Source organism: Mesorhizobium sp. WSM4312, from assembly GCF_002294875.1.
In the GTDB taxonomy this organism is placed as follows: domain Bacteria; phylum Pseudomonadota; class Alphaproteobacteria; order Rhizobiales; family Rhizobiaceae; genus Mesorhizobium.
This window is the reverse complement of sequence record NZ_NSFU01000011.1, coordinates 152,519-178,584: the sequence shown is the minus strand read 5'-3', so window position 1 is coordinate 178,584 and position 26,066 is coordinate 152,519. Positions and strand designations below refer to the sequence as shown.

Genomic DNA, 26,066 nt, shown 5'->3' with positions numbered 1-26,066 from the left:
TCTTTTCTCGCTCACGGGCCGTATCGCCGCTGCCGCGGCTGGCCCTGCGCGGGCGCGCCGGACGACCGGCGGCCCGCGGTCGCGGGCTAAGGGCACCTTTTCCTTCTCCCACACGGGGAGAAGGGAAAGCCCGCACCTGCCCCTCGGATTGAGCTTACTTTATGAACGGTGCTCGGCCTGTCACTCTGCGCCCGGCCAGCGGCTCCGATGCCGCTGCCATTGCCCGGCTCATGCGGGCGGCGCTCGACGCCTACGACTGGATGCCGGTCATCCATACGCCGGCCGAGGACCTCGCCTTCCTCCGCGACATCGTGCTGCCACGGCAGCAGGTGACGGTCGCCGAAGCCGGCAGCGAGATTGTCGGCTTCGTTGCCGTCAGCGGCGATTGCGTGGAACAACTTTATCTCGACCCGGCCTGGACGGGGCAAGGCATAGGCAGCCGGCTGCTGATCGGCGCGACCGCTGCTTTGCCGGTCGTGAAACTCCATTGCTTCCAGGCCAACACCGGCGCCCGGCGCTTCTATGAGCGCCATGGGTTCCGCGCGGAAGCGTTCGGCGACGGCACCACCAACGAAGAAGGCCTGCCGGATATTCTGTATGTACGCGGGCGTTGATTTCAGCCGGCACTGTCCTTGGCCAGCTCATGAAGCAGCCCCAGCGCCTCCTCCGCCCGCTCCGCCGGCACGAACAGGTGATCGTGGTAGAACGCCGAGACCGGATTGACGCCCATGCCGGCGGCGGCGAGCCGCGTGGCGATGGCGGCGAGGAAGCCGACGGCTTCCAGCGATGAGTGGATGTTCAGCGTGATCATCCGGCAGCGGAACGAGGCGGCCAGTCCGGCTGCCTTTGCCGCGTCCTCGGTCACGATCAGCGTCGTGCCCGCGCGCTCGCGAAACAGCATCACCGGATCGAGGTTCTTCGGCTGGGAAACTCCAGGCGCCAGCGTGGCGAAGACATGGATGCCGTCGAGCAATTCCGGCGTCATCGACGCCAACAATGTCTTCAGATCGGTCTCGCCGGTCATCTTTCTCGCCTGAACTGGGACGGGCAACAGACTTCTCAATATCCGCAACCGGCACATGCCGATAGTCCGCACCGCGCACGACATGGCGATGTCGCTGGCGGCCGGGCTTGCGGATCTGTCGCATCGCACAATAGAGCAGCTCAGGGCCGATGCCGGCCCGTGAAAGGCCGTCCATGATCGTTCGCCCGCGCCCCAACTTCCTGCAGCTGTTCTTCATCATGCGCGGCTCCGTGGTGCCGCGCATCCTGCCGCAGATCTTCGGCTTCGCCGTCTATTCGGCGGTCATCCTGGCCCTGGCGCGATGGTTCGAACTCGATCTCGGCGTCTTCAACATCGCGCCGTTCGGGCTGGTCGGCGTGACGCTGTCCATCTATCTGTCGTTCCGCAACAACGCCGCCTATGACCGCTGGTGGGAAGCGCGCAAGCTGTGGGGCACGCTGGTCTTCGAGATCCGCAACCTGGCGCGCGCCACGACCAGCCTCATTCCCGATCCGGCCGAACAGCGCGCCTTGCTGATGGAGGCGCTGGCCTTCTGCCATTTCCTGCGCGGCCAGCTGCGCAAGACCGACAGCAGCAAGGACGCCCGCGCGTTCATCGACGCCGAGGCGGAGGCGGTCGCAGCCTTTGCCAATCCGGCCGACGAGATGGTCCGGCGCATGGGCCGGCGCGCCAATGCGCAGCGCCGGGCGGGCGACGTCGATCCGATCGGCTTCCGCATTCTCGATGAAAGGCTGGCGTCGATCACCGCCATCCAGGCCGGCTGCGAGCGGATCGCCGGCACGCCCTTGCCTTTCGCCTATACGCTGCTGGTGCACCGCACGGCCTATATCGTCTGCCTGCTTTTGCCCATCGGGCTGATCTCGACCACCGGCTGGGCGACGTCGCTGTTCACGGCGCTGATCGCCTACACTTTCTTCGGCCTCGACGCGCTTTCGGAGGAGCTCGAGGACCCGTTCGGCACCGAAGCCAACGACCTCGCTCTCGACGGCCTGTGCCGCGTCTGCGAGATCTCGGTGTTCGAGGCGCTGGGGGAGGCGCCGCCGAAGATGCTCCCGGCCGAGAAGTTTTATTTCTCCTAGAATCCGGTTCGGCTTGCCTGCCGGCCAAAGGACGGATCGAAAAAACCCAGCCCTCTGTAGGATTGCCGCCTCGTGCCGCGTCCTTGGTTCGACCCCGGCGAAAGGGGTTCGAACCATCAGGGAGGAACACCGATGAGCATTTCCGAAACCGCGCCTGCCTCGTCCGGCGCCTTGTGGACCGGCCGCGTGCTCAGCGGCCTCATCATCCTGTTCATGGTCTTCGACGGCGCCATCAAGCTGCCGCCGCTCGACATCGTCACCCAGACCATGGTGCCGCTCGGCTGGCCGGCCGACGCCAATGTCGCGCGCCTGCTCGGCGTCATCGGCCTGGTCTCGACGGCGCTCTACGCCTGGCCGCGCACTTCGGTGCTCGGCGCCATCCTGCTCACCGCCTATATGGGCGGCGCCATCGCTACAAAGCTGCGCATCGATAGCCCGCTGTTCTCCCACACACTGTTCGGCGTCTATCTCGGCATCATCCTGTGGGGCGGTCTCTATCTGCGCGACCCCAAGGTGCGCGCACTGATCCCGTTCAGCCGATAGTCTCATTGTTCTGACGCAATTCCGGAGGGAAACCGCTTCACACTTTTCCTGAAATTGCTTTGAGGAGAGAAAAATGTTCAGCACCATCCTCATCATCCTGGTCGTCTTCATCGCCGCCGTCCTCATCTACGCCGCGACACGGCCCAATGATTTCGTCACCACCCGCACGGCCACCATCAAGGCTGCGCCGGAGGCGATCTTCCCGCTGATCAACGATCTCAGCCGCTGGCCGACATGGTCGCCCTACGAAAAGCTCGACCCCAACATGAAGCGCACGGTCTCGGGCGCGCAAAGCGGCAAGGGCGCCGTCTATGCCTGGGAAGGCAATGGCAAGGCCGGCAAGGGGCGCATGGAGATCGTCAATTCGGTGCCGTCCTCGCTGATCTCGCTGAAGCTCGATTTCGAGAGGCCGTTCCGGGCCAACAACAGCGTCGATTTTTCGCTTAGGCCATCGGGCGACGCCACAACCGTCACCTGGGCGATGCGCGGCGCAAGACCGTTCATCGCCAAGCTGATGGCCCTATTCATGGACTTCGACAAGCTGATCGGCAAGGATTTCGAGGCCGGCCTGGCCAAACTGAAGCAGACAACGGAGCAACAAAGACTAACAATTTCAAAATCTTGATCGCAAGTGCCGAAACCGTCGTCGACGCTAAGCCGGCCAATCGTCACTCTCCCAGGGATCAAATCAGCCGCACGCGAGTTAACGAAATGGCGGCGAGGACGGCGATCCGCGTGAGAGAGAGGATTTCATAATGAAGAAGGCGATTACCATTCTGGTGCTGACGATGGCGTTGGGCGCGTGTTCGCAGACGGAAAAAGGCGCTGCTGTAGGCGGCCTTGGTGGCGCCGCGGTCGGCGCGGCCGTGGCTGGGGATCCGGTCCAGGGCGCTGTCGTTGGAGGCGCGGTTGGCGCCGTGGCGGGTGCCCTGATCGGCCACGCCAGCGAAAGTGGCCAGTGCCGCTACCGCGACCGCAATGGCCGTGTCTATGTCGACCGCTGCCCAAGCGGCTATTGAGCGGCGGGCAGCACTGAAGACAGCAAAACGGCGGGCGCAGGCTCGCCGTTTTCGTCTGAAAATGCCTACAACAGGTCCCGGATCAATTCCCAGGCGTCGCGGCCGAGACGCGCATCGGCCTGATCATTGCCGCCATGGGCGTGCAATGCGGACCGTGGGGTGGTTTCACCCGGCAAGAGAATGCGGTGGCCGGCATCGGGGTTTGAGACGAGGCGGGTGGCCTTTCCGGCATCTTCTCGACGCCGAACAATCGATCGGGCAAAGTCGAGCGAGGGCCACAGCGCGTCGTCGCCGCCCGCGACCAGCACAAGCTGCGCCGAGATAGCCTCGACGGGAATGGCGGCCTTGTCGGCCTCCTGCTTGAAGCTTGCCAGGCAATGCTCGAATAGCCCCCTGTAGGACACAAGGCCATCGACATGGCTCGCGCGCCAGTTCGGCTCGGTCGGAACGAACGGGAGCGGCACCCCCTTCAGCGTCCATGACGATCGCTCGGGCCAGCTGGTGCCGTCGCGGCCCGGCCCGATATTGCCCCACACCACCGATGTCGGGCTGATCGCGGCCACGGCGTCGATGCGCGGGTCGTGCGCCGCCGCAAGCAAGGCCGCCTCGGCGCCTTTGGACGTGCCGACATAGACGATGCGCCGGCAGCCCAGCCCGACAAAATGGTCGGTAGCGGCGAAAAAAATCTCCAGAGGGATTTCACATATGCCGGGGACCTGGCCTTCGCCGCCGAACCACTGCAGCGCTAGAGCGGATGCGCCCTCGCCGGCAAACAGCCGTGCGCGGGCGACGTCGACACGGCCGCTGGATCCGCTCAGCACCACGACGCCCGTCGTGGCGTCGGCGCATCGCAGCAGCGTTCCGGCAACGCGGCCGGACAGGATTTCTTCCGTGACTGGCCGTTCGCCCATCCGTTCCATCCGATACCGCCATGGCACGGGCGCACAATAGCAAAACGGCGGGCACTGGCCCGCCGTTTTGTCGATGCGATGAAGCGATCTTTATTCGGCGGTGGCGGCTTCCGCCTCGGCCGGCGCGGCTGAAGCGGCCGCAACGGCGGCGGCAGCGTCTTCCTGCGCCTTCTTCAGCAAAGCGGCGCGTTCCTGCGCCTTCTTGCCCGGCTCGGCCTTCTTCGGGTTGGAGCGGGCGTCGCGCTTGGCAAGGCCGGCCTCGTCGAGGAAGCGCAGCACGCGGTCGGTCGGCTGGGCGCCGTGCGACAGCCAGTGCTTGACGCGGTCGGCGTCGACCTTGACGCGCTCGCCGTCCTTCGGCAGCAGCGGGTTCCACGAGCCGAGCGACTCGATGAACCGGCCGTCACGCGGCGAACGGGCGTCGGCGACGACGACGTGGTAGTAAGGACGCTTCTTCGAGCCCGCACGGGCCAGTCTGATCTTCAGTGCCATTTCTTATCTCCTAAAAGCTCTGATTTCGTTGATATGGTTCGGCTAAATCTTTGTTTTCAGCCGGTTTTCGTCACGCCGTTGGCAGCGGCGATCTGTTCGTGGTGGCGGATCACTTCGCGGACGACGAAGTTGAGGAATTTCTCCGCGAAATCGGGATCGAGATGCGCGTCGTTGGCCAGCTGGCGCAGACGGGCGATCTGCTGCTGCTCGCGCGCCGGGTCGGCCGGCGGCAGGCCATGCTCGGCCTTCAGCACGCCGACCGCCTTGGTGCAGCGGAAGCGCTCGGCCAGCATGTGGATGAGGGCGGCGTCGATGTTGTCGATCGATGCGCGATAGCCGGCCAGGATGGTGCGGGCGTCGGCCATGTCCTTTTCTTCGTTCATCCGTATTCTCACTTCTTCTTGCCAAGGCCCGGCAGTCCGCCTCCGCCGAGGCCGGGAAGCCCCGGAAGTTTCATGCCGCCGGGCAGGCCTGGCAGGCCGCCGCCAGGAAGTCCGCCGGGCATGCCCTTCATGCCGCCGAGGCCGGCGGCCTGCGCCTGCTTCTGCAAGGCTTCGAGCTGCTTGGGGTCCATCTTGGAGAGATCGGGCATGCCGCCCATGCCGCCGGGCATCATGCCGCCCCCCAAACCACCAAGGCCCATCTTGGAGGCAAGGCCGCCCATCATGCCGCGCATCAGGCCGCCGCCTTTGCCCTTGCCGCCCATCGCCTTCATCATGTCGGCCATGCCGCGATGCATCTTCAACAGCTTGTTGATCTCGGCGGCGTCGGTGCCGGAGCCGGCGGCGATGCGCTTCTTGCGCGAGTGTTTGAGAATATCGGGATTGGCGCGCTCGGCCTTGGTCATCGAGGAGATGATGGCGAGCTGGCGGCCGAACATCCTGTCGTCGAGGCCGGCGGCGGCCATCTGGTCCTTCATCTTGCCCATGCCGGGCATCATGCCCATGATGCCGCCCATGCCACCCATTTTCGACATCTGCTGAAGCTGCTGGGCGAGGTCGTTCAGGTCGAACTTGCCCGACTGCATCTTCTTGGCCATCGCCGCCGCCTGCTCGGCGTCGATGTTCTCGGCGGCCTTCTCGACCAGGCTGACGATGTCGCCCATGCCGAGGATGCGGTCGGCGATGCGCTTGGGGTGGAATTCCTCCAGCCCGTCCATCTTTTCGCCGGTGCCGATCAGCTTGATCGGCTTGCCGGTGACGGCGCGCATCGAAAGCGCGGCACCGCCGCGGCCATCGCCGTCCATGCGGGTCAACACCAGGCCGGTGATGCCGACGCGCTCGTCGAAGCTTTTCGCCAGGTTGACGGCGTCCTGGCCGGTCAGCGAATCGGCGACCAGCAGGATCTCGTGCGGGCTCGACACCTTCTTGATGTCGGCCATCTCGACCATCAGCGGCTCGTCGATATGGGTGCGGCCGGCGGTGTCGAGGATGACGACGTCATGGCCACCGAGCTTGGCGGCCTGCACGGCGCGCTTGGCGATGTCGACGGGGTTCTGGCCAGCAATGATCGGCAGCGTCGCGACCTTGGTCTGCTCGCCGAGCTGGCGCAGCTGCTCCTGCGCGGCGGGCCGCCGCGTGTCGAGCGAGGCCATCAGAACCTTCTTGTTCTGGCGCTCGGTCAGCCGCTTGGCGATCTTGGCCGAAGTGGTCGTCTTGCCGGAGCCCTGCAGGCCGACCATCATGATAACGACGGGGGCCGGCGCATTGAGGTCGATGGCGACGCCCTCGGCGCCCAGCATGTCGACCAGCTCGTCATGGACGATCTTGACGACCATCTGGCCGGGCTTGATCGACTTCAGCACCGCGGCGCCGACAGCCTTCTCGCGCACCTTGTCGGTGAAGGAGCGCACCACTTCGAGCGCCACGTCGGCCTCGAGCAGCGCACGGCGCACCTCGCGCAGCGCCGCCGAGACATCAGCCTCGGAAAGCGCGCCGCGGCCGGTCAGGCCGTTCAGGATGGAGCCAAGACGCTCCTGCAGCGATTCAAACATATTGCGTCCTTCGATCTCGGTTCATTCGACCCGAGAGGTAATGCGTTCGCGCCAACTGTCCAAGCAAAAGCAAAGCCCAAAACCAAAAAGCACCCGGGGGCGCATTGCGCTGCCGGGTGTTGGCCTCCAGGATCTCTTTACAGCACCACCTCAAAGAGGCTTCGGCGTCCTGGTCGGCTTGCTCGGAGGGATACTCGTCGCGGAATTCGAGGCGTGTAGACAGGAAATCGGCCGCGGAGTCAAGACAAGGGCCAGGTGGGTAGTGTCTCAGTTTGAAAATTCAGATGTTTTCAAACTCACTTAGCAGGCGCCAAAGCTCGGTCCGCCCGTTCTCGTCGCTAGCAACCTCGACCACATTTCGAACGGCATAGTATTCGCGTTCATTTCGGATTTTGTTGCGCTTGAGAATGCCCTCGACGCCCGACCGATGCCGGGCGCGCAAGTACGAAATTGTCGGCAGACCGTTCCGCTGAAGTTGCTCATCTGCGAGCCTTACCTGCTCAACGGAAAGGCGGTGTGAGCCTTCGAGGCAATCGCCTATTGCAAGGGCCAATCCTATTCTGGCCTTCGCCGGCGACCGAGCTTCGAAATTTGCCAATACGTTTAATGGATTGGTTGCGGGGTCGCGAAGTGCGTCGGACTCGAATGTTTCGAGGAAGTATCGAAAAAAGCCTCTGTAAGAATCGTACTCATCTGGAGAGATTTTCAATTGCCTTCCCTTTTCTGTAGGGACCGCGCACAGTCGGCTTCTCGGCTTCTCGGCTTCTCGGCTTCTCGGCTTCTTTCGCCTCGATTGGCGCAACGATGTCCGCAATCTCCCAAAGCTTATCAGTGACGCCAGCGGCCGGTAGTGTCTCAGTTTGAAATTAGGGATCGGATAAGGCGCGACCGTCTGCCATTCCATCCGCACAGTTTGCAGCGAGCGCCGTCGAACTCATGGCGACAGTTTTCATACCCATAGAGATGGTGAGAACACTCTGGGCATAGGAACGCCATCTTGGATGACGACGCCACAAATTTGCTGCGGCATTCGTCGCAGCGCTTCCAATCCCCGTCGCTAGCTTTCTGCGTAGGCATTAGCCGTCGACCACTCGCTTTTTGTAAGAGCCGCGCTTACCCGGCTTCTGCGCGACGGCGTCCATCTTCTCGCAAAGATTGTGCATTGACCAGAGCGTATTCGAAACGCCAGCGGCCATTGCCGGCAACATTTTCAGCGTCTTGTGAATGCGAATGACGTTGTACCAGACGGTGTACAGCGCGACGATGTGAACGTGGTTTTCGAACTTCTTCGAGAATGCATTGGTTAAGCGCGTGAAGCGGCGCATATGCATCCGCATGGTGAGGTTCTGGCGTTCAACATGCGACGTGCTGACATGCGCCAGATCAGTGCGGTGCTTTTGGCGGAACCTCGGCGCCCCCCTCATCTGCCCGCCGGCATCTTCTCCCCTATAGTGACGGGGAGAAGGACGCCGTCGCAAAGGGGTGGCGCTTCCCAATAGGCAACCTGTTGCCGCGACCGCCGTCACCGCACCACGTACATGATGCGCCGCGTCTGCGGGTCGATCAGTGCCGGCTGACCGTTCACATAGACATAGCGGTAGTTGTAGTCGGGAATCTCGCGCAGCTCGACCGTGTCGGGCAGGGTCGCGCCGGTCACCACCTCGCCGTCGAGATAGACGGGGTCGAGGCGATGGGTGTCGACATAGGTGCGGACCTCGGCCGGAGGCGGAGGAAAGGCGTCCTCGGCCGGCTGGCCGGCGACAATCGCCCCGGTATAGTCGGTCGAATAATTGCCGATGTCTTCCGGCGGCGAGACGATCGCCACGCTGGAGCCGTGCGGACGCTGCGTCAGGATCACCCGGCTGCCGCTGAAATCGGCCGTTACATAGTCGGAATAGACCCAGCCCTGGCCGCCGGCTTCGGCGATGGTGCACCATTTGCTGTTTTCGATACAGCCATTGAGCGTCGCGGACTGGCCGGCGGCGAGCACGCCGATGACAGGATATTGCGGACCGGGCCCGGCGCGCACGTTGAGATCGGTGACGGCCGAGACGGCGGTGTCGGCAAAGGCGGCGCCCGACATCACGGTCATCATCCCGGCGATTGCGGGCAACAAGACGGATTTCATGGCTTCACTCCGTTTTCATGGTCCCTCGGCGGTGAAAACGGGGCAGCGGCGCATGCGTTCCGGCTAAAACGCCCGCGCCAACTCACGATTTGTTCCCGCGCCTTTCGGCAGTCCGGTCAAAAGCTCGTGAACGAAGGCCAGTTTTCGCGCCGTCAGGTCCGAAATGACGAAGGGATAGAGGTCGGGCAGGCCCATGCAGCGGTTGATCGAATTGGAGGCTTCCGACAGCACCAGCCAGCGGGCAAGGATCTTTTCGAAGGGCTCGGGCGCGTTGGCAGGGTCCGAAGGGGCCGCCTGCAGTTCGCCGCCGGTGTCGCCTCGCGGCAAATCATTGGCTTCCACCGTCTCCAGCCGGCCGAGCGGGAAGTTCAGCGCGTGGACCATCTCCAGCGTGTCGGTGATGTGCAGATGGTGGGCCCAGGTCTCGGCCCAGTCCTCCCAGGGATGCGAGGTGGCGTAGGCCGAGATGTGGTTTTGCTGCCAGTCGGGCGCGGCACCATTGGCGTAATAGGTCTTCAGCGCCTGTTCGTAATCGGCGCGATCGTCGCCGAACAAAGTGCGGAAAGCGTCCAGCCTTTGCGGATCGTCGCGGATCAGGCGATCCCAGTAATAGTGGCCGAGCTCGTGGCGGAAATGGCCGAGCAGCGTCCGGTAATTCTCACCCATCTCGACGCGACGCTTCTCGCGCTCGGCTGAATCGGCCTCGGCGACGTTGAGCGTTATCAGGCCATTGTCATGGCCGGTCAGGATGCGTTCGCCGCCCGGCCCGCCGCCGATCGGATCGGCGAGGAAGTCGAAAGCGAGGCCCACCTCGTCCGCAGGCGCCTGTTTGGGCGCCACCGGCAGGCCGAAGGCGAGCAGCGAATAGATGGCGCGCTTCTTGGCCGCTTCGACCCGGATCCAGCGTCGGCGGTTGCCGTCGACGGAAAGATCGGGGATCAGCTGGTTCAGCCCGCAGGCGCGGCAAAACCCATGTCCCGGTTCGGCCATCCAGTTGCAGGCACATTCATCGGCATTGGTGCACTGGAAGATGCCGTCGGCGCCCGACAGGGCGAAGCGGGCATGCTCGGGATCGTAGAGCACGAGGCTGGAGCAATTCAGGCATTGCGCATTCTCGAAGTAGAGACGATGGCCGCAATGCGGGCAGTCGAACAGTTTCATGTCGGCCTCAAAACCTCAGAGCCAGCGGGCGGCAGGTGCCCAACGCCGAGCGCCGGCCGCCGTTCCGCCTGTGTCGATGATGTTTCGCCGCATGCGGCCCATGGCACGCAGGGTCCTGGCCGTGGCAAGCCCCGCCGCGCCGTCGCCGATGATCACGCCGCCTATGCCGAAAGGCACACCGAAATGCCGGGCGCTGGCACAGGCACGGCCGCCGATGCGACATCAACGTCTTCCATGGTTATTTCGACCCCGCCACAATAATCACTTGATCGTAGGCAAATTCCCCGGCATTCGCCAGCATCGTGCCGCGGACGGTGACAAATGCACGTTTCGCTGGCAAATTCGCTGATGGGACGTGAATCAGGCAACCAGGAGAACAAAATGGCATTTCTTGCCAAGGGTAGGATTTTAGCGGCCGCGGTGGTGGCGGTGCTTGGGCTGGCGACGGGTGCACAGGCGGCGGCGAGCTGTGGCAGCACCGGTGCCGGCTTCGACGCCTGGAAACCGGGCTTCGCCGCACAGGCCAAGTCCGAAGGTGTCGGCGCCAAGGGTCTGGCCGCTTTGGCTGGCGCCACTTACGCGACAAAGACAATCTCCGTCGACCGCGGCATTCACAAGGCGTTCAGCGGCTCGGTGGATGCCTTCATGAAGCGCCGTGGCGGCGAGGCGATCATTTCCAAGGGCCGTTCGCTGAAAAAGGCGAACGCGGCGCTGTTCAGCCAGATCGAAAGCAATTACGGCGTGTCGCCCGGTGTGTTGCTGGCCATCTGGGGCATGGAGACCGGCTTCGGTTCGTCCATGGGCAACCAGAATACGGTCTCGGCCATTTTGACGCTTGCCTATGATTGCCGCCGCCCGGAATTCTTTCATCCGCATGCCATTGCGGCGCTGAAGCTGGTCGATCGCGGCGCCTTGAGCGCCTCGTCGGTCGGCGCCGCGCATGGCGAGATCGGTCACACGCAGTTCCTGCCCGGGAATGTCCTGAAATATGGCGTGGGCAGCGGCAACCTCCGCGACAAGGCCACCGCGCTGGCGTCCACCGCCAACTTCCTCAAGGCCCATGGCTGGCGGCGGGGCGCGAGCGCGGCGGACAATGTCGGCGCAATTGCCGGCTGGAACGACGCCAACGTCTACCAGCAGGCCATCGTGCGCATCGCCACGGCGATCGACGGCGACTGATTGAAGTCCAACTCTTTGTTTTGAGGCAATTCCGGACGGAAAACCGCTTCACGCTTTTCCTGAGGGTGCTCTGTTCGACAAAAGCCCGGCCATGCGCCGGGCTTTTGTGTTGGTGGAAGTCCCCTACTTCGTCATCAACTCTGAGGAATGGCGGCGTCCCTGAGCCTAGCGTTTAAGGTGACGACGATCTTTCGCATGACGGCAGCGATGGCCACCATTGGCTTTTTGCCGTTGGTGATGAGGCGTTTGTAGAAGGTTGCGAACTCACCCCTTCCGGCAGCGGCGTGCAATGCGGGCATGTAGAGCATGCTCCTGATCTCGGGTCGTCCGCCGCGGATTTTGCGGTAGCCTTGCTTTTGCCCGCCGTCGTTTGGATGAGGCGCGCGCCCTGCAAGCGCGGCAGCCTTTCGACGTGTCATGGTGCCGAGCTCGGGCAAGGTGGCCAGCAGCTTGGCCGCCACGATCGGGCCGAGACTGTCCATGGCCGTGCAGATGGCGGCTCGGTGCTTGAGGGTACGGCTGTTGGCGATCAGCTTGCGCATGGCGGCATCGATAGCTTGGATCTGACGCTCGACGACATTGATCACGGCCTCGAAGGAGGCGGCGAGCTCGCGGCCGCCAGGTGCCTTGGCGCGGTTCTTCTCGGCGATTTTGATGGCGATGAGTTCCTGGCGGCGCCGCACCAGGGCGCGCAAGCAAGTCTCGTCGGGATCCGGAGCTTGCCAAAGGGTCAGCTTTCCCCAGCGTTCGCGACCGTAGGCTCTCAACATCGCGGCATCGATGGCATCGCTCTTGCCGTGCGTGCCGTAGGAGCGGATGAAGCTCTTGACCTTGAGCGTGTCGGCGCGATGACAGGCGATGCCGGCGCACAGGCACTCTTCGAGCAGCAAGCCTTCGTGACCGCCGGTCGGCTCGCACACGACAAGGTCTATGTGTTGTAGCTCTTGAGGAAGGCGCGGATCACCTTGCGCTGATTGGCGATGGTGCGGGTGGTGGTGCCGTCGCAGACGGTGACGGTGTCCTTGGCGATGTCGAAGCCGAGGCACATTTGCGGTTGTTGGTGCAAGAAGGCCATGCTGGTGGTATCCTTAAAGGGCTTCGGATTGTTTGCGGGCGTGGCGCGAGCCAGCGGCCAATCAACTCTCCAAGCGATGGCGGACAAAGACGGCAGGGACCATGATGACGTCGGGTGCTTGCCCGATCCCAGGGACGGTCGCCTGCCGCCGGGACTGCCGGCTGTGATGGGCCGCAGTCCCGGCCGCCAGACTACCTGATCCTTCTCAAACAATCCTAGGGCGAAGCAGGAGCGAAGCTCCGTCGCGGAGACCCTGGGATCCATGCCGTGACGTTGGACGAAGGGTGCAGCGGAGCAGAATTCTGCACCGTGGCGGAGTTCGATGGTCGCGGCATGGATCCTCGGGTCTGCGCCGCGTCGCTACGCTCCTTGCTCCGCCCGTGGATGACGAAGCGGTGGCGTTCCCGGCTAACCGCCAGCGGGGTCGTCGCCGATGCGCCGGTCAAATCCCTGAGCCGGGGGCGTATTTCACTTGGCTCAACCGAACTCCGTGCAACGCCGGATTTTCTATTTCACATCAAGCACGTAGGAGCAGCCGGCCAGCGTCTTGCCGGGATGGGAAGCGACGGTCGAGACGTTGAGCGTGATGCGCGTGGAAAGGCTGACGCCGCCGGTGTCGTCGATGCTTTCGGCCACGACCTTCTCGCCCAGGAATTTATCCGGCGACGAGACCATTGCCGGGACGTCGAGCTGCCGGGCGAGGTCAGGCGCGGCAATGCCGTCAAGCACCGCCATCGGCCCTGACGCGGTAAAGACGATTGTTCCCGTCTCGCGGCCGAAGACATGGGCCGGGACGGGCAGTTGATACTGCCGCAGGAAGGCATTGCCTGACGGCACCTCTTTCCAGCCGAGCGTGCTGGCCGCGCCGGGATCACCGGCCAGCCAAAGGGCATAGCCAGTATAAGCGGACACGTCGGCCCTGCATTCGATCAGCGCGGCGAGGTCGAGCGAGGCGGGGTCATAATCGTCGGCTTTGGCAACTGCCAAACTCGCCAGGACAGCCAAGGCGGGCAGGAAACCGATTCCAGGAATGGCCAAGCGCCCGGGCATATCACCCTCCCGGCGTTTCGGCCGGGTTTCTTCAACGTGGATTGGCAAAGCGTCAGGCCGCTGTCTGGACATCAGCCCTTGCGGTTGCGCGCGGCCAGCGTGCGCAGCCTCAGCGCATTGAGGCGGATGAAGCCGGCGGCATCCTTCTGGTCATAGGCGCCGCGGTCATCCTCGAAGGTGACCAGCGCGTCCGAATAGAGCGTCTTCTTCGACTTGCGGCCGGTGACCATGACGTTGCCCTTGTAGAGCTTCAGCCGCACCGTGCCTTCGACGTCTTCCTGGCTCTTATCGATCATCGCCTGCAGCATCAGGCGTTCGGGCGAGAACCAGAATCCGTTGTAGATGAGCTCGGCATAGCGCGGCATGAACTCGTCCTTGAGGTGCGCGGCGCCGCGGTCGAGCGTGATCGATTCGATGGCGCGGTGGGCCACGATCAGGATGGCGCCGCCGGGCGTCTCGTAGACGCCGCGCGATTTCATGCCGACGAAGCGGTTCTCGACCAGGTCGAGCCGGCCGATGCCATTGTCGCGGCCAAGATCGTTGAGGGCGGCCAGCATGGTCGCCGGCGACAGCTTCTTGCCGTTGAGCGCGATCGGATCGCCCTTCAGGAATTCGATCTCGATCTCGGTGACCTTGTCCGGCGCGTCCATCGGCGAGACGGTGCGCTGGTGGACGAATTCCGGCGGCTCGCTCCAGGGATCTTCCAGCACCTTGCCTTCGGAAGAGGAGTGCAGCAGGTTGGCGTCGACCGAGAACGGCGCCTCGCCCCTTTTGTCCTTGGCCACCGGGATCTGGTGCTGCTCGGCGAAGTTGATCAGGTCGGTGCGCGACTTGAACGACCAGTCGCGCCACGGCGCGATGACCTTGATGTCAGGGTTCAGCGCATAGGCCGACAGCTCGAAACGCACCTGGTCGTTGCCCTTGCCGGTGGCGCCATGCGCGATCGCATCGGCGCCGGTTTCCCTGGCGATCTCGACCAGGTGCTTGGAGATCAGCGGCCGCGCGATCGAGGTGCCGAGCAGATAGGTGCCTTCATAGACGGTGTTGGCGCGGAACATCGGGAAGACGAAATCGGCGACGAATTCCTCGCGCACATCGACGATGCGGATGTCCTTGATGCCCATCATCTCGGCCTTCTTGCGTGCCGGCTCCAGCTCACCGCCCTGGCCGAGATCGGCGGTGAAGGTGACGACTTCGGCACCGAGTTCGGTCTGCAGCCATTTCAGGATGATGGATGTGTCGAGGCCGCCGGAATAGGCGAGCACGACTTTCTTGACGTCTTTGGTCTTGGACATTTCTGCTCCGTCGGTGGCGGACGCCTGGGCAAGGGCGTCACGCATTGTCGGAGCGCCTTTTAGCAGGAACGGCAAAGCGAGCAAGCAGGCGCGGCGCCAGACTGCTGATCCAGCGCGCGGCGAGTGCATGGAACCGCGTCAGGCTTTTCGCCAGCGCGGTCCCGCGATCAGCCCCTGGGGAAACAACCGGCTACAATCATGGGCTGCATTTATGCCCCGGATTTAAGCAAGTTTTCACGTCCTGCCGCTAAAGCAGCGACACGGAACTGCCCTGGCCACGCAACGGGTGGCCAAGCGGCTTTTGCCTGCTCATTGCGGGTGTCTCGGACTTGGACCATTCCTGATGCGCGTCATATCATGCATCGTCACGGAGCATAATCTGTGGCTCGTCCTGCTGGCGGCGCTGATGTGCGTCACCGGCTGCTGGGTGACGATCGGCCTGCTGGACCGCGCCAGGAGAACCGTCGGCGTGCAGATGCGGGGATGGCTTTTCCTGACCGCGGTCGCGGCCGGTTCCTCGATCTGGTGCACGCATTTCATCGCCATGCTGGCCTATCAGCCCGGCGCGCCGATCACCTTCGATCCGGCGCTCACCATGATCTCCCTGGTCATCGCCATGGTCGGTACCGGGGTGGGCTTCGGCCTTGCGCTCGACAAAGGCCGCGGCCTGGCGCCGGAATGGGGCGGATGCCTTGTCGGGCTGGCGATCTCGGCCATGCACTATACCGGCATGATGGCCTATCACGTGGCCGGCATCGTCGAATGGGACGCCGGCTACGTCGTCGCTTCGGTGCTGATCGCGATGGCATTCTCCTCTGTGGCGGTCGGCCATGCGATGCGCCGGCCGTACCGCTGGTCGCACTATGTCGGCATCGGCCTTCTGGTGCTGGCGATCGTCGGCCTGCATTTCACGGCAATGGCGGCGGTGGCGGTGACGCCGCTTTCCTTCATCACCACGGGCACCAATCCCGACATCCTGGAAGCCATGGCCGTCGCGGTCGCCGTGGTCGGCCTGATCGTCGCCGCCACCGGGTTCGCCAGCTATCTGATCGACGAACGCGGCCGGCTCGAGAGCTTCGAGCGGCTGCAGCATCTTGCCCTCAACGACTCGCTCACCGGCCTTGCCAACCGGGTCTCCTTCAACGACCGCCTCGACCATGAGATCGAGCGGGCGCGCGAGGAACGGGACACGATGACCGCCGTCATCGTCATCGACCTCGACCGGTTCAAGGAAATCAACGACCTCAGGGGACACGCCGCCGGCGACCAGGCGCTCAAGATCATTGCCCGCAGGCTGGCGAAGCTGGCCGGCGACGGCGAGTTCGTCGCCCGGCTCGGCGGCGACGAATTTGCCGCCATCAAGCGCTTCAAGGACCAGAACGACCTGCTCGGCCTGGTGTCGCGGCTGGAGAAATCTTTGTTCGAGCCGTTGCGGATCGACGATTTCGAGAGCGTCACCGGCGCCAGCATCGGGGTTGCCGTCTATCCGTGCGACGGGGCCGACCGGGAGAGGCTGGTCAGCAATGCGGATCTGGCCATGTACCGGGCCAAAAACGACGTGACGCGGGCCGTCTGCTTCTACGAATCGGCGATGGACGAGACGGCGCGGGCGCGCCGGGCGCTGGCCACCGACCTTCGTCAGGCGATCGACCATGGCGAACTCTCGCTGCACTACCAGGTGCAGACCTCGGTGCAGACCGGCGCCACGTGCGGCTACGAGGCGTTGCTGCGCTGGACGCACCCCGTGCACGGCATGGTTCCGCCCGCCGAATTCATTCCGATCGCCGAGGAAAACGGTTCCATCCTGGCGATCGGCGAATGGGTGCTGCGCACGGCATGCCGCCAGGCCGCCTCCTGGGACAATGGCCACAAGATCGCGGTCAATCTGTCGCCGGTGCAGTTCGCCCATGCCGATCTCGCCACGCTCGTCCACCAAATCCTGGTCGAGACCGGCCTGTCGCCGAAGCGTCTCGAGCTCGAGCTGACCGAATCGACGATCGTCGCCGACAAGGTGCGCACGCTGCACGTGCTGCGCCAGATCAAGGCGCTGGGGGTGACGATCGCGATCGACGATTTCGGCACCGGCTATTCCTCGCTCGACACGCTGCGCTCGTTCCCGTTCGACAAGATCAAGCTCGACCGCTCCTTCATGGCCGATGTCGAGCGCAGCCCGCAGGCCAAGGCGATCATCCGCGCGGTGCTGACCCTGGGGCGCAGCCTCGACATTCCCGTGCTTGCCGAAGGCGTCGAGACCGATGTCCAGCTCAGCATCCTGCAGGTCGAGGGCTGCAACGAGGCGCAAGGCTATTTCCTCGGCCGCCCCAAGCCGATCGATCAGATCGTGCTCATCGGCAGGCTTGACGGCCAGGACGGCCCGCCCACCTTCGAGGTGCCTGTCAGGGTGAGGACAGCCACCGGCTGACGCTCGCCGCCACGAGCGGGAACTGTCATTGCGGAAAGCGATTGCCTTGCTGGATCAACGCTTTATCTGGCGCCGGCACGGCGCATGCTGTATAGGCCTATGCGTTTCCTGGGGCCTGCCATGTCCTTCATTCCCGACACCGCCACGCTGATCCAGTTCGCCATCGCCACCGTGATCCTGGCGATCACGCCCGGGCCCGACATGACCCTGTTCGTCTCGCGCACGCTGAGCCAGGGGCGCGCCACCGGCTTTGCCTCGATGGCCGGCGCGCTGTGCGGCACGCTGATCCACACCACGCTGGTGGTGGTCGGCGTCTCGGCGCTGATCGTCGCCTCGCCGATGGCCTTTTTCGTGCTGAAGATCTTTGGCGCCGGCTATCTCGTCTTCCTGGCCTGGCAGGCCATCGCCAAGGGGTCGGCCTTTTCGCCGGTAAAGAAGATAGGCCCGCAGATCTCGCTGCTGCGCAGCTGGGCGGCCGGGCTCGGCGTCAATTTGCTCAATCCCAAGATCATCCTGTTCTTCATGACCTTCCTGCCGCAGTTCGTCTCCGCGCATGACCCGAACGCGCCGGGAAAGCTGTTCTTCCTGGGCTCGATGTTCATCGTGCTGTCGATCCCGGTGACGGTGCCGATGGTGCTGGCGGCGGAGAAATTTTCCGCGGCGATGAAGGCCAGCCCGCGCGTCACGCGGGTGGTCGACTATCTCTTCGCCGGCGTGTTCTCGGCCTTCGCGCTCAAGATCCTGACGGCCCAGGCGAAGTAGGCGCGTTCGCCTCTTTCCACCAGTTTCCGGCCCAGCGCCCGGCGCTCAGCCAGTAGAAGATACCGCCGACCATGCCGCCGCCGATCACCGCCATGATGGCGCTGGCGTCGGTGATCGCGAAGGTGGACTCTTGGGCGTGGTCGACCAGGCCGAGGAAAACGCCCGCCACCACCGCGCCCGCCAGCGCGTAGTACAGCCAGTCGCGCCGGCCGAGGATTTCGGCAAGCAGGATGACGATCACCGCCGGCAGGAAAGCGAAATAGGCGACGAACAGAGCGACGAAGGGGATCGAGAAATACAGCGACGCCGTCGCCGTCGGGTATGTGTGGTCAGGCGTATAGCCGAGCGAGGCCAGGAACAGCACGTTGAGGAAGGCGCTCGCCGCCAGCGAGGCGACGGCATAGCCGAACAGGATCATGGCAAAGCGCACGAGATAGGCGACGAGACGGGTCATCCGGGATCCCGCGGCGTCAGACGGCCGGACTCGCGCCCGGCCAACAGCCAGTAGACCGAACCGGCGGCGGTGCCGGCCGTGGCCAGGAAGCCGAGAAAGCCTGGATTGAACACAAAGCCTCCGGCCGAGCCCGGGACAAGGACGCCAAAGGCGATGGAGGTGATCGCGCCCGTGACCGCGAAATAGAACCATCCCCGCAGCGAAAACCATTCGGCGACCAGGATCGCAGGCCCGACGATCAGCAGCGCGCAGACCGCCACGGTCAGCACGGCGAGCGGAAACGACCGCAGCCAGTCGAAGGTGAAGACCAGCGACCAGTTGCCGTACTCGATACCTTCCAGCAGCGTGATCAGCAGCACCGGCACCAGGATCGAGGTCAGCACACCGGCGATGTAACCGACGGCTATCATGGCGATACGTTTGAGCCCGACGACGAGACGGCTCACGCCTCCCCGTGCCCCGCGATCATCATGGCTTCCAGCGCCAGCCGGTCCACTTTTCGCATGCGCTCGGATTCCGATTTCAGCTGGCCGCAGGCGGCGAGGATGTCGCGGCCGCGCGGTGTGCGGATCGGCGAGGCATAGCCGGCATTGTTGATGTAGTCTGCGAATTTCTCGATCGTCTCCCAGTCCGAGCACTGGTAGTTGGTGCCCGGCCACGGGTTGAACGGGATCAGATTGATCTTGGCCGGAATGCCCTTGAGCAGCTTGATCAGGCCCTTGGCATCCTCGATGGAATCGTTGACGTCCTTCAGCATCACATATTCGAAAGTGATGCGCTTGGCGTTCGACAGGCCGGGATAGGCGCGGCAGGCGGCGATCAGTTCCTTCAGCGGATACTTCTTGTTGATCGGCACCAAGAGGTCGCGCAGATCGTCATTGGTGGCATGCAGCGAGATCGCCAGCATGACGCCGATCTCCTCGCCGGTGCGGAAGATTTCCGGCACGACGCCGGAGGTCGACAGCGTGATGCGCCGCTTCGACAGGGAAAGCCCGTCGCCGTCGGAAGCGATCAGCAGCGCCTTCTTCACAGCCTCGAAATTGTAGAGCGGCTCGCCCATGCCCATCATGACGATGTTGGACACTTTGCGGCCCTCGGCCGGCACGATGGCGCCGTCCGGCGTGTCGCGGTCGGGGAAATCGCCGAGCCGGTCGCGCGCGGTGAGCAGCTGGGCGAGAATCTCTTCCGCCGTCAAATTGCGCACCAGCTTCTGCGTGCCGGTGTGGCAGAAGGAGCAGGTCAGCGTGCAGCCGACCTGCGAGGAGATGCAAAGCGTGCCGCGGCCTTCCTCGGGAATATAGACGGTCTCGATCTCGACCGGCCGGCCGGCGCCGCGCGCCGGAAAGCGGAACAGCCATTTGCGGGTACCGTCGGAAGAAATCTGCTCCTCGACGATCTCGGGACGCGCGACGGTGAAATGCTTGTCGAGCTCGGCGCGCAGGTCCTTGGAGATGTTGAACATGCCGGCGAAGTCGGAGACGCCGCGCACATACATCCAGTGCCAGAGCTGCTGGGCGCGCATCCTTGCCTGGCGCTCCGGCACGATACCGGACGCGACGAGCGCCTCCGCGAGCTCTGCCCGCGTCAGGCCGATCAGCGACGGCTTCTCGGGCGCGGCGCGGGCGCGCAACGCGTCACGGGCACCTTCAGTGGTGAGGTCGAAGGAAAGGGTCATGGTCGCACTGATATAAGCGTTTTGCGGCCGATTTCATTCATCGTGCCGGGAACTGAAGCGCGGCGCATAGCACAGGTTGAGCGCGGAGTCATGCAGTGCGCTTCATTGTATGATCGCCTGACCTTGAAGGTCGGCGCTGGCCTTCATTGCCCTGCCGGGCTTTCCTCCTCCTGTGCAGGGTTATGCCTGTCTTGCGGCGGCGGCGCGATTGACGAGCGGCTTCCCCCACTCCGTCGCTGCTTCTCAGCGCCACCCCTCCTCCCTCCGGAGGGAGAGGAAAGGCGCTGGCTGGAATCATTTCGCGCCCTTCCTCTGCCCCGTCGATCGGGGAGAGGTGGCGAGCGAAGCGCGACGGAGTGGGGGTCGACCTTGCACCGAAGCAATGCTTCCGCCTGTTTGGACGGCAGCCCCTATTGACCGATCACATGATCGTGTTCGCGTAACGATTCCCATCGCGCCTGCGAAGTCTGAATGGGGCAACTATGCCTCTACAAAATGGGAGTATGCAGAATGAACTCTATCAAGTTCGCCGTCATTGCCGGCCTCGTCGGCCTTTCCGCCTCGCAGGCATTTGCCGAAGACGCGATGGGCACGATGACGATGATGAAGGGTGGAGAAGTGATGGCGATCATGCCGGACGGGCATATGGGCACCATGATGCCGGATGCAAAGATGGGCGCCGAGATGATGAAGATGGCAAAGCCGATCAAGCACTGCATGATGATGATGACCGACGCCAAGGGCAAAGCCTACATGATCGATACGTCGACCAAGAAGGCTCAGGCCGAATGTGAAAAAATGGCCATGTGAGCCAGCCCGGATCCCGCCGGTGTACGCCGGCGGGATCCGACGCGTGGATCAGCCCCACAGGCTTGATCGGCTCCGTGGGTGTGCTACGCCGGGCCACCACAATGAGGCGCGGATGGCCGGTATATCGCGAAAATACCCGATGTTGCGGCGCTCACAGGCGATGTGGGCCTCGCGGCGCGTCTGGCAGCCGCGGCTGGTATTCTGGGCCGGCGCGGTCTCGATCGGCCTGATCAGCGTGCTGTTCGCGATACTGGCCGACCGGGCGCAAACGCTGTTTCACCTCGTCACCGGCAACGGTGGCGGCTGGCGCTTCTACCTGCCGTTGATCATAACACCGCTCGGCTTCGTGCTCTGCGCCTGGCTTGCCCAGGCCTTTTTCCCCGGTTCGCAGGGCAGCGGCATTCCGCAGGCGATCGCCGCTCGCCATTTGCGCGACGACGAGGATCGCGGTCATCTCCTTTCGCTTCGCCTGGCGGCAGGCAAGATCGCGCTTACCGTCATCGGCCTGTTCTGCGGCGCTTCGATCGGCCGCGAGGGTCCGACCGTGCAGGTCGGCGCCTCGCTGATGCTGCAGGCGGCGCGCTGGGGCGGCATGGCGCAGGCGCGCGGCCTGATCCTGGCCGGCTCGGCCGCCGGCATTGCCGCCGCCTTCAACACGCCGCTCGCCGGCATCGTCTTCGCTATCGAGGAGATGGGCCGCACCTATGAGGCGCGCACCAACGGGCTGGTGCTGACGGCAGTGATCCTGGCCGGCCTCGCCTCGCTCGGCCTGCTCGGCAATTACACCTATTTCGGCGTCTCGAAGGAAACCATCGCCTTTGCCGCCGACTGGCCGCTGGTGCTTGGCTGCGGCGTCATCGGCGGCGGCTTCGGCGCGCTGTTCTCGCTGCTGGCGCTGAAGATCACGCGGCGGATCCGGCGCTGGCACACGCAGCAGCCCTTGGCTCGCGCACTGCTGGTGGCGGCTGTCTGCGGGCTTGGCGTGGCGGCGATCGGCATCGCCTCCGGCGGGCTGACCTTCGGCACCGGCTACGCACAGGCGCGCGGCGCTGTCGAAGGCACGCCGCTGCCAGGGTTCTTCTTTGCCGAAAAATTCCTGGCCGGCGTGTTGTCGATGGTCTCGGGCATTCCCGGCGGCATCTTCGCGCCGTCGCTGGCGGTCGGCGCCGGCATCGGCAGTTCGCTCGGGCTGCTGTTTGGTTCCAGCGCTGGTGCCGCCGCGCTGCTCGGCATGGCCGGCTATTTCGCCGGCGTCGTGCAGGCGCCGATGACGGCCTTCGTCATCATCCTGGAAATGACCGGCAATCACGACAATGTCATCGCGCTGATGCTGGCCTCGATGCTGGGCTATGGCACGGCGCGCCTGATCTCGCACGAGCCGCTCTATCATGCACTGTCGCGCGTCTTCATCGCCGAGGCGATCCGGCGGCGGCGGGCGGAGACAGTGCCGGAGCCAGGTCAGGGCTGAAAAAGCAAAGGCCCAGGCTTTGCAGCCCGGCCCATTCGCTTCAAAATGAAGGTTTGCCTATTTGCACTTGGCGATCGACGTCAGCGCCGCCGAAATGCCCTTCAGCGAGAAGACATAGGAGGTGGGGTTGCCGCGGCCGGACTTCGCCGTCACCTTCATGTCGGTGCCGGTCTTCATGGCGGCGATCAGCACCGGCTCCTCGGCGGCGTTCTCGACCCAGGCCGACTTGCCGCGCGTGAACATCGAGAAGGACTTCTTGTCGATGGTGACGGTGGCCTTGGAGCCTTCCTGGAAATTGTAGCCGGCGATGAATTGCGGCTCGTAGGACACCTGCTGGCCGGGACGCTGGCTGACGAAGAAGAACATGTCGCCATGGTCGAGCGTCGGCGGCTGCTTGTCGGTCGGCACGGTGAGCACGTAGCAGACCTTGCCGCCCGATGCCTGGTAGCTATAGGTGCCCCAGGCATTGTGCTGGCCGATCTTGGTCGCCTGCTGCGCCAGAACAGGCGCTGCCGAGGCCACCAGGACCAGACTCGAAACCAGTGCTATCAATCCGCGCATCGTCTTTCCCGTATTCCAAATGGTGCGGGGGCGGGCCGCATGGCGTCCAGCCGTCGCTTCATTTTGATTTAATCTGGGTTACCAAACGGTGAATTTCCCTCAAGAAAAGGACGCTCACCCCCGGAAACCGCCGCCATTCCCGCACCGCCGCATTGTCAGCGGCCGGCGCGACGTCCCTTCGGCGACTTGGAGGCCACGAAAGCGGCAAGAGTTTGACTTTTCAGCAGGGCCTCCAAACGCCTCTGTCCACAGGCCAAGCGCCACGTGACGACGCTCAGCCCTTGTCGGCAATGGCGTCCTTGGCGGCCTGGCGATGTGCCGGCGTGATGTGGGCGCTGACGGCGGTGATCGCTGCGGTCAGCACCGCGATGTCGTCGGTGAAACCGAGGCCGACAACGAAGTCGGGGATGAGGTCCACCGGCAGGACGAAATAACCGAGCGCGGCCACCAATATGCCCTTGGCGCGCAGCGGCGTGTTCTTGTCCATGGCGCAGTAATAGGCGGCAACGACCTCTTCCATGAACGGGATCTGCCGCGCGGCCTTCTTGGCCGTGCGCCAGAATTTCTCGCGCACTTCGCCCTCGCCGCCCAGCCTGTCGCCAAAGCCGAAGAAATCAAAACCGGGTTGTCGCGCCATCAATCACTCCTTGCGGGTCTCATGCGCGTCCTGGCGCATGCCTCGCGAGCGAAAATGTGGTGAAAGCCGGACCCGGCTGCAAGATGCCGGTGCCGATTTGGGGTCACCGCTCACGGCCAGGCGTGCACCCAGCCGGCGAAATAGCGGTTCATCTTCTTTGCCAGCGCGATGTCGAGCGCCGTGACGCCGCCAGCGTCATGGGTATTCAGCGTCACGTCGACGGTCTTGTAGACATTCGACCAGTCGGGGTGATGGTCCATCTTCTCGGCCGCCAGCGCGACGCGGGTCATGAAGGCGAAGGCTTCGGAGAAATTCCTGAAGACGAAGCTGCGCTTGATCGAGCCACCGTCCGCGGCCAGCCACCAGTCGCCGAGTTCGGCAAGGGCGGCGGTGATGGCGTCCTTGCTGAGTTTTTCTCTCGTCATGATGATTTCCCGTGCTATTTCGAATTTGACCCTCACCATAGTGCAAGTCGCCCCGAAGTGCTGTGCGGTTTTGGGGTTCCAAATGCACAAACGGCGCATATCGAATGAGCATGAAGCCGATAAATTCCATTCTGTTCGTCTGCCTCGGCAACATCTGCCGCTCGCCACTGGCGGAAGGTGTTTTTCGCGCCGTCTGGGCCGAGCGCGGCCGGGGCCGCGACATGCTGCTCGATTCGGCCGCCACAAGCGGCTGGGAGGTCGGCTCGGCCCCCGATCCACGCTCGATCGCCGTCGCGATGCGTCACGGCATCGACATTTCCGGACAGAGAGCACGCAAGGTCCGGCGTGAGGATTTCTCCCGTTTCGACCTGATCCTCGGCATGGACCGCTCGAACGTCGCCGACCTCGAGGCGCTGGCGCCCGCACGGGACCGGGTGCACCTGTTTTTAGAGTTCGCGCATGGACAGGCGCGCGACGTGCCCGATCCCTATTATGACGGCGAAGATGCGTTCGCTTCGGTCTACCGCATGATCCGCGAAGCGTCGGAGGCGCTGGCGACGCGTTTGGCGGCGCGGGCATCGTTGCCGGACAGCGGCCAGGCCTCCTCGACGATGTAGGGGCCGCCGCCGACCGAATCGCGCGACGACATCAGGACGAAGCGGCCGATGCGGAACGGCAATGTCGAGAAATTGCCGCGTGCCGACAGATATTGCGCGACATCCAGCGGGCTCGAATTGCGCAGCCGCGCCAGTGTGACGTGCGGCATGAACTTGCGCGGATCGGCGGGGATGCCGAGCCGCTGGCAGATGCGCTCGATCTCGCCCTGAAGCGCTGCCAGATCTGGCGAGGCGGACGCGCCGGCCCATACGGCGTGCGGCTTTTTCTGGCCGAAAGCGCCGACACCGGACAGTGTCAGCGAGAAGGAAGGGCGGTGCACGCGGTCCAGCGCGTTGGCGATCTCGTCGGCGACATGGCCTTCGACATCGCCGATGAAGCGCAGCGTCAGATGGTAGTTTTCGACATCGATCCAGCGGGCCCCCGGCAGGCCGCCCCGGAGCAGGGACAGCGAAAGGGCAGCATCACGCGGAATTTCGAGGGCGGTGAAAAGACGCGGCATGAAGAGCCTCCCTTCCTCGAATCGAACTGTCACCTATAGCGAATCATCGATAGGCTGATGGAGCAAGAGGTTTATTGGTCACAGGCTTTGCTAAAAACTTCCCTAACGGAAAGCGGTTCCGCCCGGCCTCACGCGCCTCCGGGCACCGCCGCGATGGCCTTCTCGACCGTCGGCAGGATGCGCTCGACCATCTGGTCGACCCCCTTGGCGCTCGGATGCAGGCCATCCTCGAGCTGCATGCCGGGCTGCCCGGCGACGCCGTCGAGGAAGAACGGGTAGAGCGTGACATCGTATTTTTTCGCCAGCTCCGGAAAGATGCGGTCGAAGGCGGTCTGATAGTCGGCGCCGAGATTGGGCGCGGCGCGCATGCCGGCCAGGAGCACGGCGATGTTGCGCCGCTTGAGCCTGGCCAGCATCTCGTCGAGGTTGTTCCTGGGAATATCGGGCGAGACGCCGCGCAGCATGTCGTTGGCGCCGAGTTCGAGGATGACCAGCCGGGTTCCGTCCGGCACCGACCAGTCGAGCCGCGCCAGGCCGCCGCTGGTGGTGTCGCCGGAAACACCGGCATTGGCGACGGCCACGTCACGGCCCTTAGCGCGCAGCGCGGCCTGGAGCTTGTCGGTAAAACCCTCGCCAGGCCCGAGACCGTAACCCGCCATCAGGCTGTCACCGAAGCCGACGATCTTGAAGGGCTCGGCCCGCGCCGACGAAATGGCGCCGCAAAGGGCGAGGAAAAGGATCAAGCCTGCGGCTATCTGGCGTTTGAAAGACATGCGGCAGGCCCCA

General features: G+C 64.1%; 31 protein-coding genes and 1 pseudogene. 11 read left to right on the top strand and 21 right to left on the bottom strand.

What is annotated here, in order from left to right:
* Positions 1 to 161 precede the first annotated feature (161 nt).
* A complete protein-coding gene (locus CK228_RS20235) occupies positions 162 to 614 on the top strand; it encodes a GNAT family N-acetyltransferase (RefSeq protein ID WP_095788970.1) in 453 nt (150 codons plus the stop codon).
* A 2-nt stretch (positions 615 to 616) separates the two neighbouring features.
* On the opposite strand, the gene CK228_RS20230 is transcribed toward CK228_RS20235, so the two are convergent.
* A complete protein-coding gene (locus tag CK228_RS20230; RefSeq protein ID WP_095788969.1) occupies positions 617 to 1,024 on the bottom strand; it encodes an ACT domain-containing protein in 408 nt (135 codons plus the stop codon).
* 173 nt (positions 1,025 to 1,197) lie between these two features.
* On the opposite strand from CK228_RS20230, the gene CK228_RS20225 reads away from it, so the two are divergent.
* The 4 genes from CK228_RS20225 (at position 1,198) to CK228_RS20210 (ending at position 3,665) form a co-directional block, all read left to right on the top strand.
* On the top strand, positions 1,198 to 2,103 hold the full coding sequence (locus CK228_RS20225; RefSeq protein WP_095789047.1) for a bestrophin family protein: 906 nt from the start codon (positions 1,198 to 1,200) through the stop codon (positions 2,101 to 2,103).
* A 132-nt stretch (positions 2,104 to 2,235) separates the two neighbouring features.
* Complete coding sequence (locus tag CK228_RS20220) at positions 2,236 to 2,646, top strand: DoxX family protein (RefSeq protein WP_095788968.1); 411 nt, start codon at positions 2,236 to 2,238, stop codon at positions 2,644 to 2,646.
* Positions 2,647 to 2,719: 73 nt separating this feature from the next.
* Positions 2,720 to 3,271 carry an SRPBCC family protein gene (locus tag CK228_RS20215; RefSeq protein WP_095788967.1) on the top strand — a complete coding sequence of 184 codons (552 nt, stop codon included), beginning with the start codon at positions 2,720 to 2,722 and terminating at the stop codon, positions 3,269 to 3,271.
* 130 nt (positions 3,272 to 3,401) lie between these two features.
* Complete coding sequence (locus CK228_RS20210) at positions 3,402 to 3,665, top strand: YMGG-like glycine zipper-containing protein (protein ID WP_095774843.1); 264 nt, start codon at positions 3,402 to 3,404, stop codon at positions 3,663 to 3,665.
* A 65-nt stretch (positions 3,666 to 3,730) separates the two neighbouring features.
* Here the strand turns inward: CK228_RS20210 and CK228_RS20205 are convergent, their stop codons facing one another.
* The 8 genes and pseudogenes from CK228_RS20205 to CK228_RS20165 form a co-directional block, all read right to left on the bottom strand.
* Positions 3,731 to 4,576, bottom strand: a complete 846-nt coding sequence (locus tag CK228_RS20205) for an acyl-CoA thioester hydrolase/BAAT C-terminal domain-containing protein (RefSeq protein WP_095788966.1) — start codon at positions 4,574 to 4,576, stop codon at positions 3,731 to 3,733.
* Between the two features lie 90 nt (positions 4,577 to 4,666).
* Complete coding sequence (gene rpsP, locus CK228_RS20200; RefSeq protein WP_019862097.1) at positions 4,667 to 5,068, bottom strand: 30S ribosomal protein S16; 402 nt, start codon at positions 5,066 to 5,068, stop codon at positions 4,667 to 4,669.
* Between the two features lie 56 nt (positions 5,069 to 5,124).
* Positions 5,125 to 5,451, bottom strand: a complete 327-nt coding sequence (locus CK228_RS20195) for a chorismate mutase (RefSeq protein WP_095774841.1) — start codon at positions 5,449 to 5,451, stop codon at positions 5,125 to 5,127.
* Positions 5,452 to 5,459: 8 nt separating this feature from the next.
* Positions 5,460 to 7,061: a signal recognition particle protein gene (ffh, locus tag CK228_RS20190; protein WP_095788965.1), complete on the bottom strand. Its 1,602-nt coding sequence runs from the start codon at positions 7,059 to 7,061 to the stop codon at positions 5,460 to 5,462.
* Between the two features lie 280 nt (positions 7,062 to 7,341).
* A complete protein-coding gene (locus tag CK228_RS34790; RefSeq protein WP_143750609.1) occupies positions 7,342 to 7,770 on the bottom strand; it encodes a hypothetical protein in 429 nt (142 codons plus the stop codon).
* 367 nt (positions 7,771 to 8,137) lie between these two features.
* Positions 8,138 to 8,437 (bottom strand): annotated as a pseudogene (locus CK228_RS20175) (IS1 family transposase); the annotation flags it as partial.
* Between the two features lie 146 nt (positions 8,438 to 8,583).
* Complete coding sequence (locus CK228_RS20170) at positions 8,584 to 9,189, bottom strand: DUF1236 domain-containing protein (protein ID WP_095788962.1); 606 nt, start codon at positions 9,187 to 9,189, stop codon at positions 8,584 to 8,586.
* Positions 9,190 to 9,252: 63 nt separating this feature from the next.
* Positions 9,253 to 10,350 (bottom strand): putative zinc-binding metallopeptidase, encoded by a 1,098-nt coding sequence (locus tag CK228_RS20165; RefSeq protein ID WP_095788961.1) that lies wholly within the window; start codon positions 10,348 to 10,350, stop codon positions 9,253 to 9,255.
* Positions 10,351 to 10,731: 381 nt separating this feature from the next.
* On the opposite strand from CK228_RS20165, the gene CK228_RS20160 reads away from it, so the two are divergent.
* On the top strand, positions 10,732 to 11,529 hold the full coding sequence (locus tag CK228_RS20160) for a lytic transglycosylase domain-containing protein (RefSeq protein WP_095774881.1): 798 nt from the start codon (positions 10,732 to 10,734) through the stop codon (positions 11,527 to 11,529).
* Between the two features lie 134 nt (positions 11,530 to 11,663).
* Here CK228_RS20160 and CK228_RS20155 read toward each other — a convergent pair whose 3' ends face one another.
* From CK228_RS20155 to CK228_RS20135, 4 genes are all read right to left on the bottom strand, one after another.
* The gene (locus tag CK228_RS20155; RefSeq protein ID WP_245438075.1) at positions 11,664 to 12,449 is read right to left on the bottom strand and encodes a transposase; all 786 of its coding nucleotides are present in this window, start codon (positions 12,447 to 12,449) and stop codon (positions 11,664 to 11,666) included.
* An 8-nt stretch (positions 12,450 to 12,457) separates the two neighbouring features.
* Positions 12,458 to 12,604, bottom strand: a complete 147-nt coding sequence (locus tag CK228_RS35810) for a hypothetical protein (RefSeq protein ID WP_245438074.1) — start codon at positions 12,602 to 12,604, stop codon at positions 12,458 to 12,460.
* Positions 12,605 to 13,111: 507 nt separating this feature from the next.
* Positions 13,112 to 13,654 (bottom strand): hypothetical protein, encoded by a 543-nt coding sequence (locus CK228_RS20140; protein ID WP_095788958.1) that lies wholly within the window; start codon positions 13,652 to 13,654, stop codon positions 13,112 to 13,114.
* Between the two features lie 71 nt (positions 13,655 to 13,725).
* Positions 13,726 to 14,949 (bottom strand): argininosuccinate synthase, encoded by a 1,224-nt coding sequence (locus tag CK228_RS20135; RefSeq protein WP_095789046.1) that lies wholly within the window; start codon positions 14,947 to 14,949, stop codon positions 13,726 to 13,728.
* Between the two features lie 343 nt (positions 14,950 to 15,292).
* Between CK228_RS20135 and CK228_RS20130 the strand changes: the two genes are divergently transcribed.
* Both CK228_RS20130 and CK228_RS20125 read left to right on the top strand, forming a co-directional pair.
* On the top strand, positions 15,293 to 17,371 hold the full coding sequence (locus tag CK228_RS20130) for a bifunctional diguanylate cyclase/phosphodiesterase (RefSeq protein WP_245438073.1): 2,079 nt from the start codon (positions 15,293 to 15,295) through the stop codon (positions 17,369 to 17,371).
* A gap of 120 nt (positions 17,372 to 17,491) precedes the next feature.
* Positions 17,492 to 18,133: a LysE family translocator gene (locus tag CK228_RS20125; protein ID WP_095788957.1), complete on the top strand. Its 642-nt coding sequence runs from the start codon at positions 17,492 to 17,494 to the stop codon at positions 18,131 to 18,133.
* Here CK228_RS20125 and CK228_RS20120 read toward each other — a convergent pair.
* Genes CK228_RS20120 through rlmN form a run of 3 tightly spaced genes read right to left on the bottom strand, consistent with a single transcriptional unit; the run spans position 18,105 to position 20,262 of the window.
* Complete coding sequence (locus CK228_RS20120) at positions 18,105 to 18,587, bottom strand: hypothetical protein (protein WP_095788956.1); 483 nt, start codon at positions 18,585 to 18,587, stop codon at positions 18,105 to 18,107. The two genes, CK228_RS20125 and CK228_RS20120, sit on opposite strands and share 29 nt — an antisense overlap.
* The gene (locus tag CK228_RS20115; protein ID WP_179295982.1) at positions 18,584 to 19,033 is read right to left on the bottom strand and encodes a hypothetical protein; all 450 of its coding nucleotides are present in this window, start codon (positions 19,031 to 19,033) and stop codon (positions 18,584 to 18,586) included. Before CK228_RS20115 ends, CK228_RS20120 begins: the two co-directional genes overlap by 4 nt.
* On the bottom strand, positions 19,030 to 20,262 hold the full coding sequence (gene rlmN, locus CK228_RS20110) for a 23S rRNA (adenine(2503)-C(2))-methyltransferase RlmN (RefSeq protein ID WP_095774834.1): 1,233 nt from the start codon (positions 20,260 to 20,262) through the stop codon (positions 19,030 to 19,032). The genes CK228_RS20115 and rlmN overlap by 4 nt, the downstream gene beginning before the upstream one ends.
* Before the next feature lie 510 nt (positions 20,263 to 20,772).
* Here rlmN and CK228_RS20105 point away from each other — a divergent pair.
* Positions 20,773 to 21,072, top strand: coding sequence for a hypothetical protein (locus tag CK228_RS20105; RefSeq protein ID WP_095774833.1), 300 nt, complete (start codon positions 20,773 to 20,775; stop codon positions 21,070 to 21,072).
* 112 nt (positions 21,073 to 21,184) lie between these two features.
* The gene (locus CK228_RS20100; RefSeq protein WP_095788955.1) at positions 21,185 to 22,540 is read left to right on the top strand and encodes a chloride channel protein; all 1,356 of its coding nucleotides are present in this window, start codon (positions 21,185 to 21,187) and stop codon (positions 22,538 to 22,540) included.
* Positions 22,541 to 22,597: 57 nt separating this feature from the next.
* On the opposite strand, the gene CK228_RS20095 is transcribed toward CK228_RS20100, so the two are convergent.
* From CK228_RS20095 to CK228_RS20085, 3 genes are all read right to left on the bottom strand, one after another.
* Entirely contained in the window at positions 22,598 to 23,101 is a 504-nt protein-coding gene (locus CK228_RS20095) for an invasion associated locus B family protein (RefSeq protein WP_095774831.1), read from the bottom strand.
* A 274-nt stretch (positions 23,102 to 23,375) separates the two neighbouring features.
* Positions 23,376 to 23,738: a YkvA family protein gene (locus tag CK228_RS20090; RefSeq protein WP_095774830.1), complete on the bottom strand. Its 363-nt coding sequence runs from the start codon at positions 23,736 to 23,738 to the stop codon at positions 23,376 to 23,378.
* 110 nt (positions 23,739 to 23,848) lie between these two features.
* On the bottom strand, positions 23,849 to 24,163 hold the full coding sequence (locus tag CK228_RS20085) for a 4a-hydroxytetrahydrobiopterin dehydratase (RefSeq protein ID WP_095789045.1): 315 nt from the start codon (positions 24,161 to 24,163) through the stop codon (positions 23,849 to 23,851).
* Positions 24,164 to 24,267: 104 nt separating this feature from the next.
* On the opposite strand from CK228_RS20085, the gene CK228_RS20080 reads away from it, so the two are divergent.
* A complete protein-coding gene (locus CK228_RS20080; protein WP_095774829.1) occupies positions 24,268 to 24,780 on the top strand; it encodes a low molecular weight protein-tyrosine-phosphatase in 513 nt (170 codons plus the stop codon).
* Here CK228_RS20080 and thpR read toward each other — a convergent pair.
* Together thpR and CK228_RS20070 are read right to left on the bottom strand one after the other, a co-directional pair.
* Entirely contained in the window at positions 24,684 to 25,280 is a 597-nt protein-coding gene (gene thpR, locus CK228_RS20075) for an RNA 2',3'-cyclic phosphodiesterase (protein WP_095788954.1), read from the bottom strand. The two genes, CK228_RS20080 and thpR, sit on opposite strands and share 97 nt — an antisense overlap.
* A 128-nt stretch (positions 25,281 to 25,408) precedes the next feature.
* On the bottom strand, positions 25,409 to 26,053 hold the full coding sequence (locus CK228_RS20070; RefSeq protein ID WP_095774828.1) for an arylesterase: 645 nt from the start codon (positions 26,051 to 26,053) through the stop codon (positions 25,409 to 25,411).
* Between the last annotated feature and the right edge of the window lie 13 nt (positions 26,054 to 26,066).

Bases quoted from the DNA above. Each gene is read 5' to 3' on its own strand.
- CK228_RS20235 (WP_095788970.1), top strand. From the start codon at position 162: ATGAACGGTGCTCGGCCTGTCACTCTGCGCCCGGCCAGCGGCTCCGAT.
- CK228_RS20230 (WP_095788969.1), bottom strand. From the start codon at position 1,024: ATGACCGGCGAGACCGATCTGAAGACATTGTTGGCGTCGATGACGCCG.
- CK228_RS20225 (WP_095789047.1), top strand. From the start codon at position 1,198: ATGATCGTTCGCCCGCGCCCCAACTTCCTGCAGCTGTTCTTCATCATG.
- CK228_RS20220 (WP_095788968.1), top strand. From the start codon at position 2,236: ATGAGCATTTCCGAAACCGCGCCTGCCTCGTCCGGCGCCTTGTGGACC.
- CK228_RS20215 (WP_095788967.1), top strand. From the start codon at position 2,720: ATGTTCAGCACCATCCTCATCATCCTGGTCGTCTTCATCGCCGCCGTC.
- CK228_RS20210 (WP_095774843.1), top strand. From the start codon at position 3,402: ATGAAGAAGGCGATTACCATTCTGGTGCTGACGATGGCGTTGGGCGCG.
- CK228_RS20205 (WP_095788966.1), bottom strand. From the start codon at position 4,576: ATGGGCGAACGGCCAGTCACGGAAGAAATCCTGTCCGGCCGCGTTGCC.
- rpsP (WP_019862097.1), bottom strand. From the start codon at position 5,068: ATGGCACTGAAGATCAGACTGGCCCGTGCGGGCTCGAAGAAGCGTCCT.
- CK228_RS20195 (WP_095774841.1), bottom strand. From the start codon at position 5,451: ATGAACGAAGAAAAGGACATGGCCGACGCCCGCACCATCCTGGCCGGC.
- ffh (WP_095788965.1), bottom strand. From the start codon at position 7,061: ATGTTTGAATCGCTGCAGGAGCGTCTTGGCTCCATCCTGAACGGCCTG.
- CK228_RS20170 (WP_095788962.1), bottom strand. From the start codon at position 9,189: ATGAAATCCGTCTTGTTGCCCGCAATCGCCGGGATGATGACCGTGATG.
- CK228_RS20165 (WP_095788961.1), bottom strand. From the start codon at position 10,350: ATGAAACTGTTCGACTGCCCGCATTGCGGCCATCGTCTCTACTTCGAG.
- CK228_RS20160 (WP_095774881.1), top strand. From the start codon at position 10,732: ATGGCATTTCTTGCCAAGGGTAGGATTTTAGCGGCCGCGGTGGTGGCG.
- CK228_RS35810 (WP_245438074.1), bottom strand. From the start codon at position 12,604: ATGGCCTTCTTGCACCAACAACCGCAAATGTGCCTCGGCTTCGACATC.
- CK228_RS20140 (WP_095788958.1), bottom strand. From the start codon at position 13,654: ATGCCCGGGCGCTTGGCCATTCCTGGAATCGGTTTCCTGCCCGCCTTG.
- CK228_RS20135 (WP_095789046.1), bottom strand. From the start codon at position 14,949: ATGTCCAAGACCAAAGACGTCAAGAAAGTCGTGCTCGCCTATTCCGGC.
- CK228_RS20130 (WP_245438073.1), top strand. From the start codon at position 15,293: ATGCGCGTCATATCATGCATCGTCACGGAGCATAATCTGTGGCTCGTC.
- CK228_RS20125 (WP_095788957.1), top strand. From the start codon at position 17,492: ATGTCCTTCATTCCCGACACCGCCACGCTGATCCAGTTCGCCATCGCC.
- CK228_RS20120 (WP_095788956.1), bottom strand. From the start codon at position 18,587: ATGACCCGTCTCGTCGCCTATCTCGTGCGCTTTGCCATGATCCTGTTC.
- rlmN (WP_095774834.1), bottom strand. From the start codon at position 20,262: ATGACCCTTTCCTTCGACCTCACCACTGAAGGTGCCCGTGACGCGTTG.
- CK228_RS20105 (WP_095774833.1), top strand. From the start codon at position 20,773: ATGAACTCTATCAAGTTCGCCGTCATTGCCGGCCTCGTCGGCCTTTCC.
- CK228_RS20100 (WP_095788955.1), top strand. From the start codon at position 21,185: ATGGCCGGTATATCGCGAAAATACCCGATGTTGCGGCGCTCACAGGCG.
- CK228_RS20095 (WP_095774831.1), bottom strand. From the start codon at position 23,101: ATGCGCGGATTGATAGCACTGGTTTCGAGTCTGGTCCTGGTGGCCTCG.
- CK228_RS20090 (WP_095774830.1), bottom strand. From the start codon at position 23,738: ATGGCGCGACAACCCGGTTTTGATTTCTTCGGCTTTGGCGACAGGCTG.
- CK228_RS20085 (WP_095789045.1), bottom strand. From the start codon at position 24,163: ATGACGAGAGAAAAACTCAGCAAGGACGCCATCACCGCCGCCCTTGCC.
- CK228_RS20080 (WP_095774829.1), top strand. From the start codon at position 24,268: ATGAGCATGAAGCCGATAAATTCCATTCTGTTCGTCTGCCTCGGCAAC.
- thpR (WP_095788954.1), bottom strand. From the start codon at position 25,280: ATGCCGCGTCTTTTCACCGCCCTCGAAATTCCGCGTGATGCTGCCCTT.
- CK228_RS20070 (WP_095774828.1), bottom strand. From the start codon at position 26,053: ATGTCTTTCAAACGCCAGATAGCCGCAGGCTTGATCCTTTTCCTCGCC.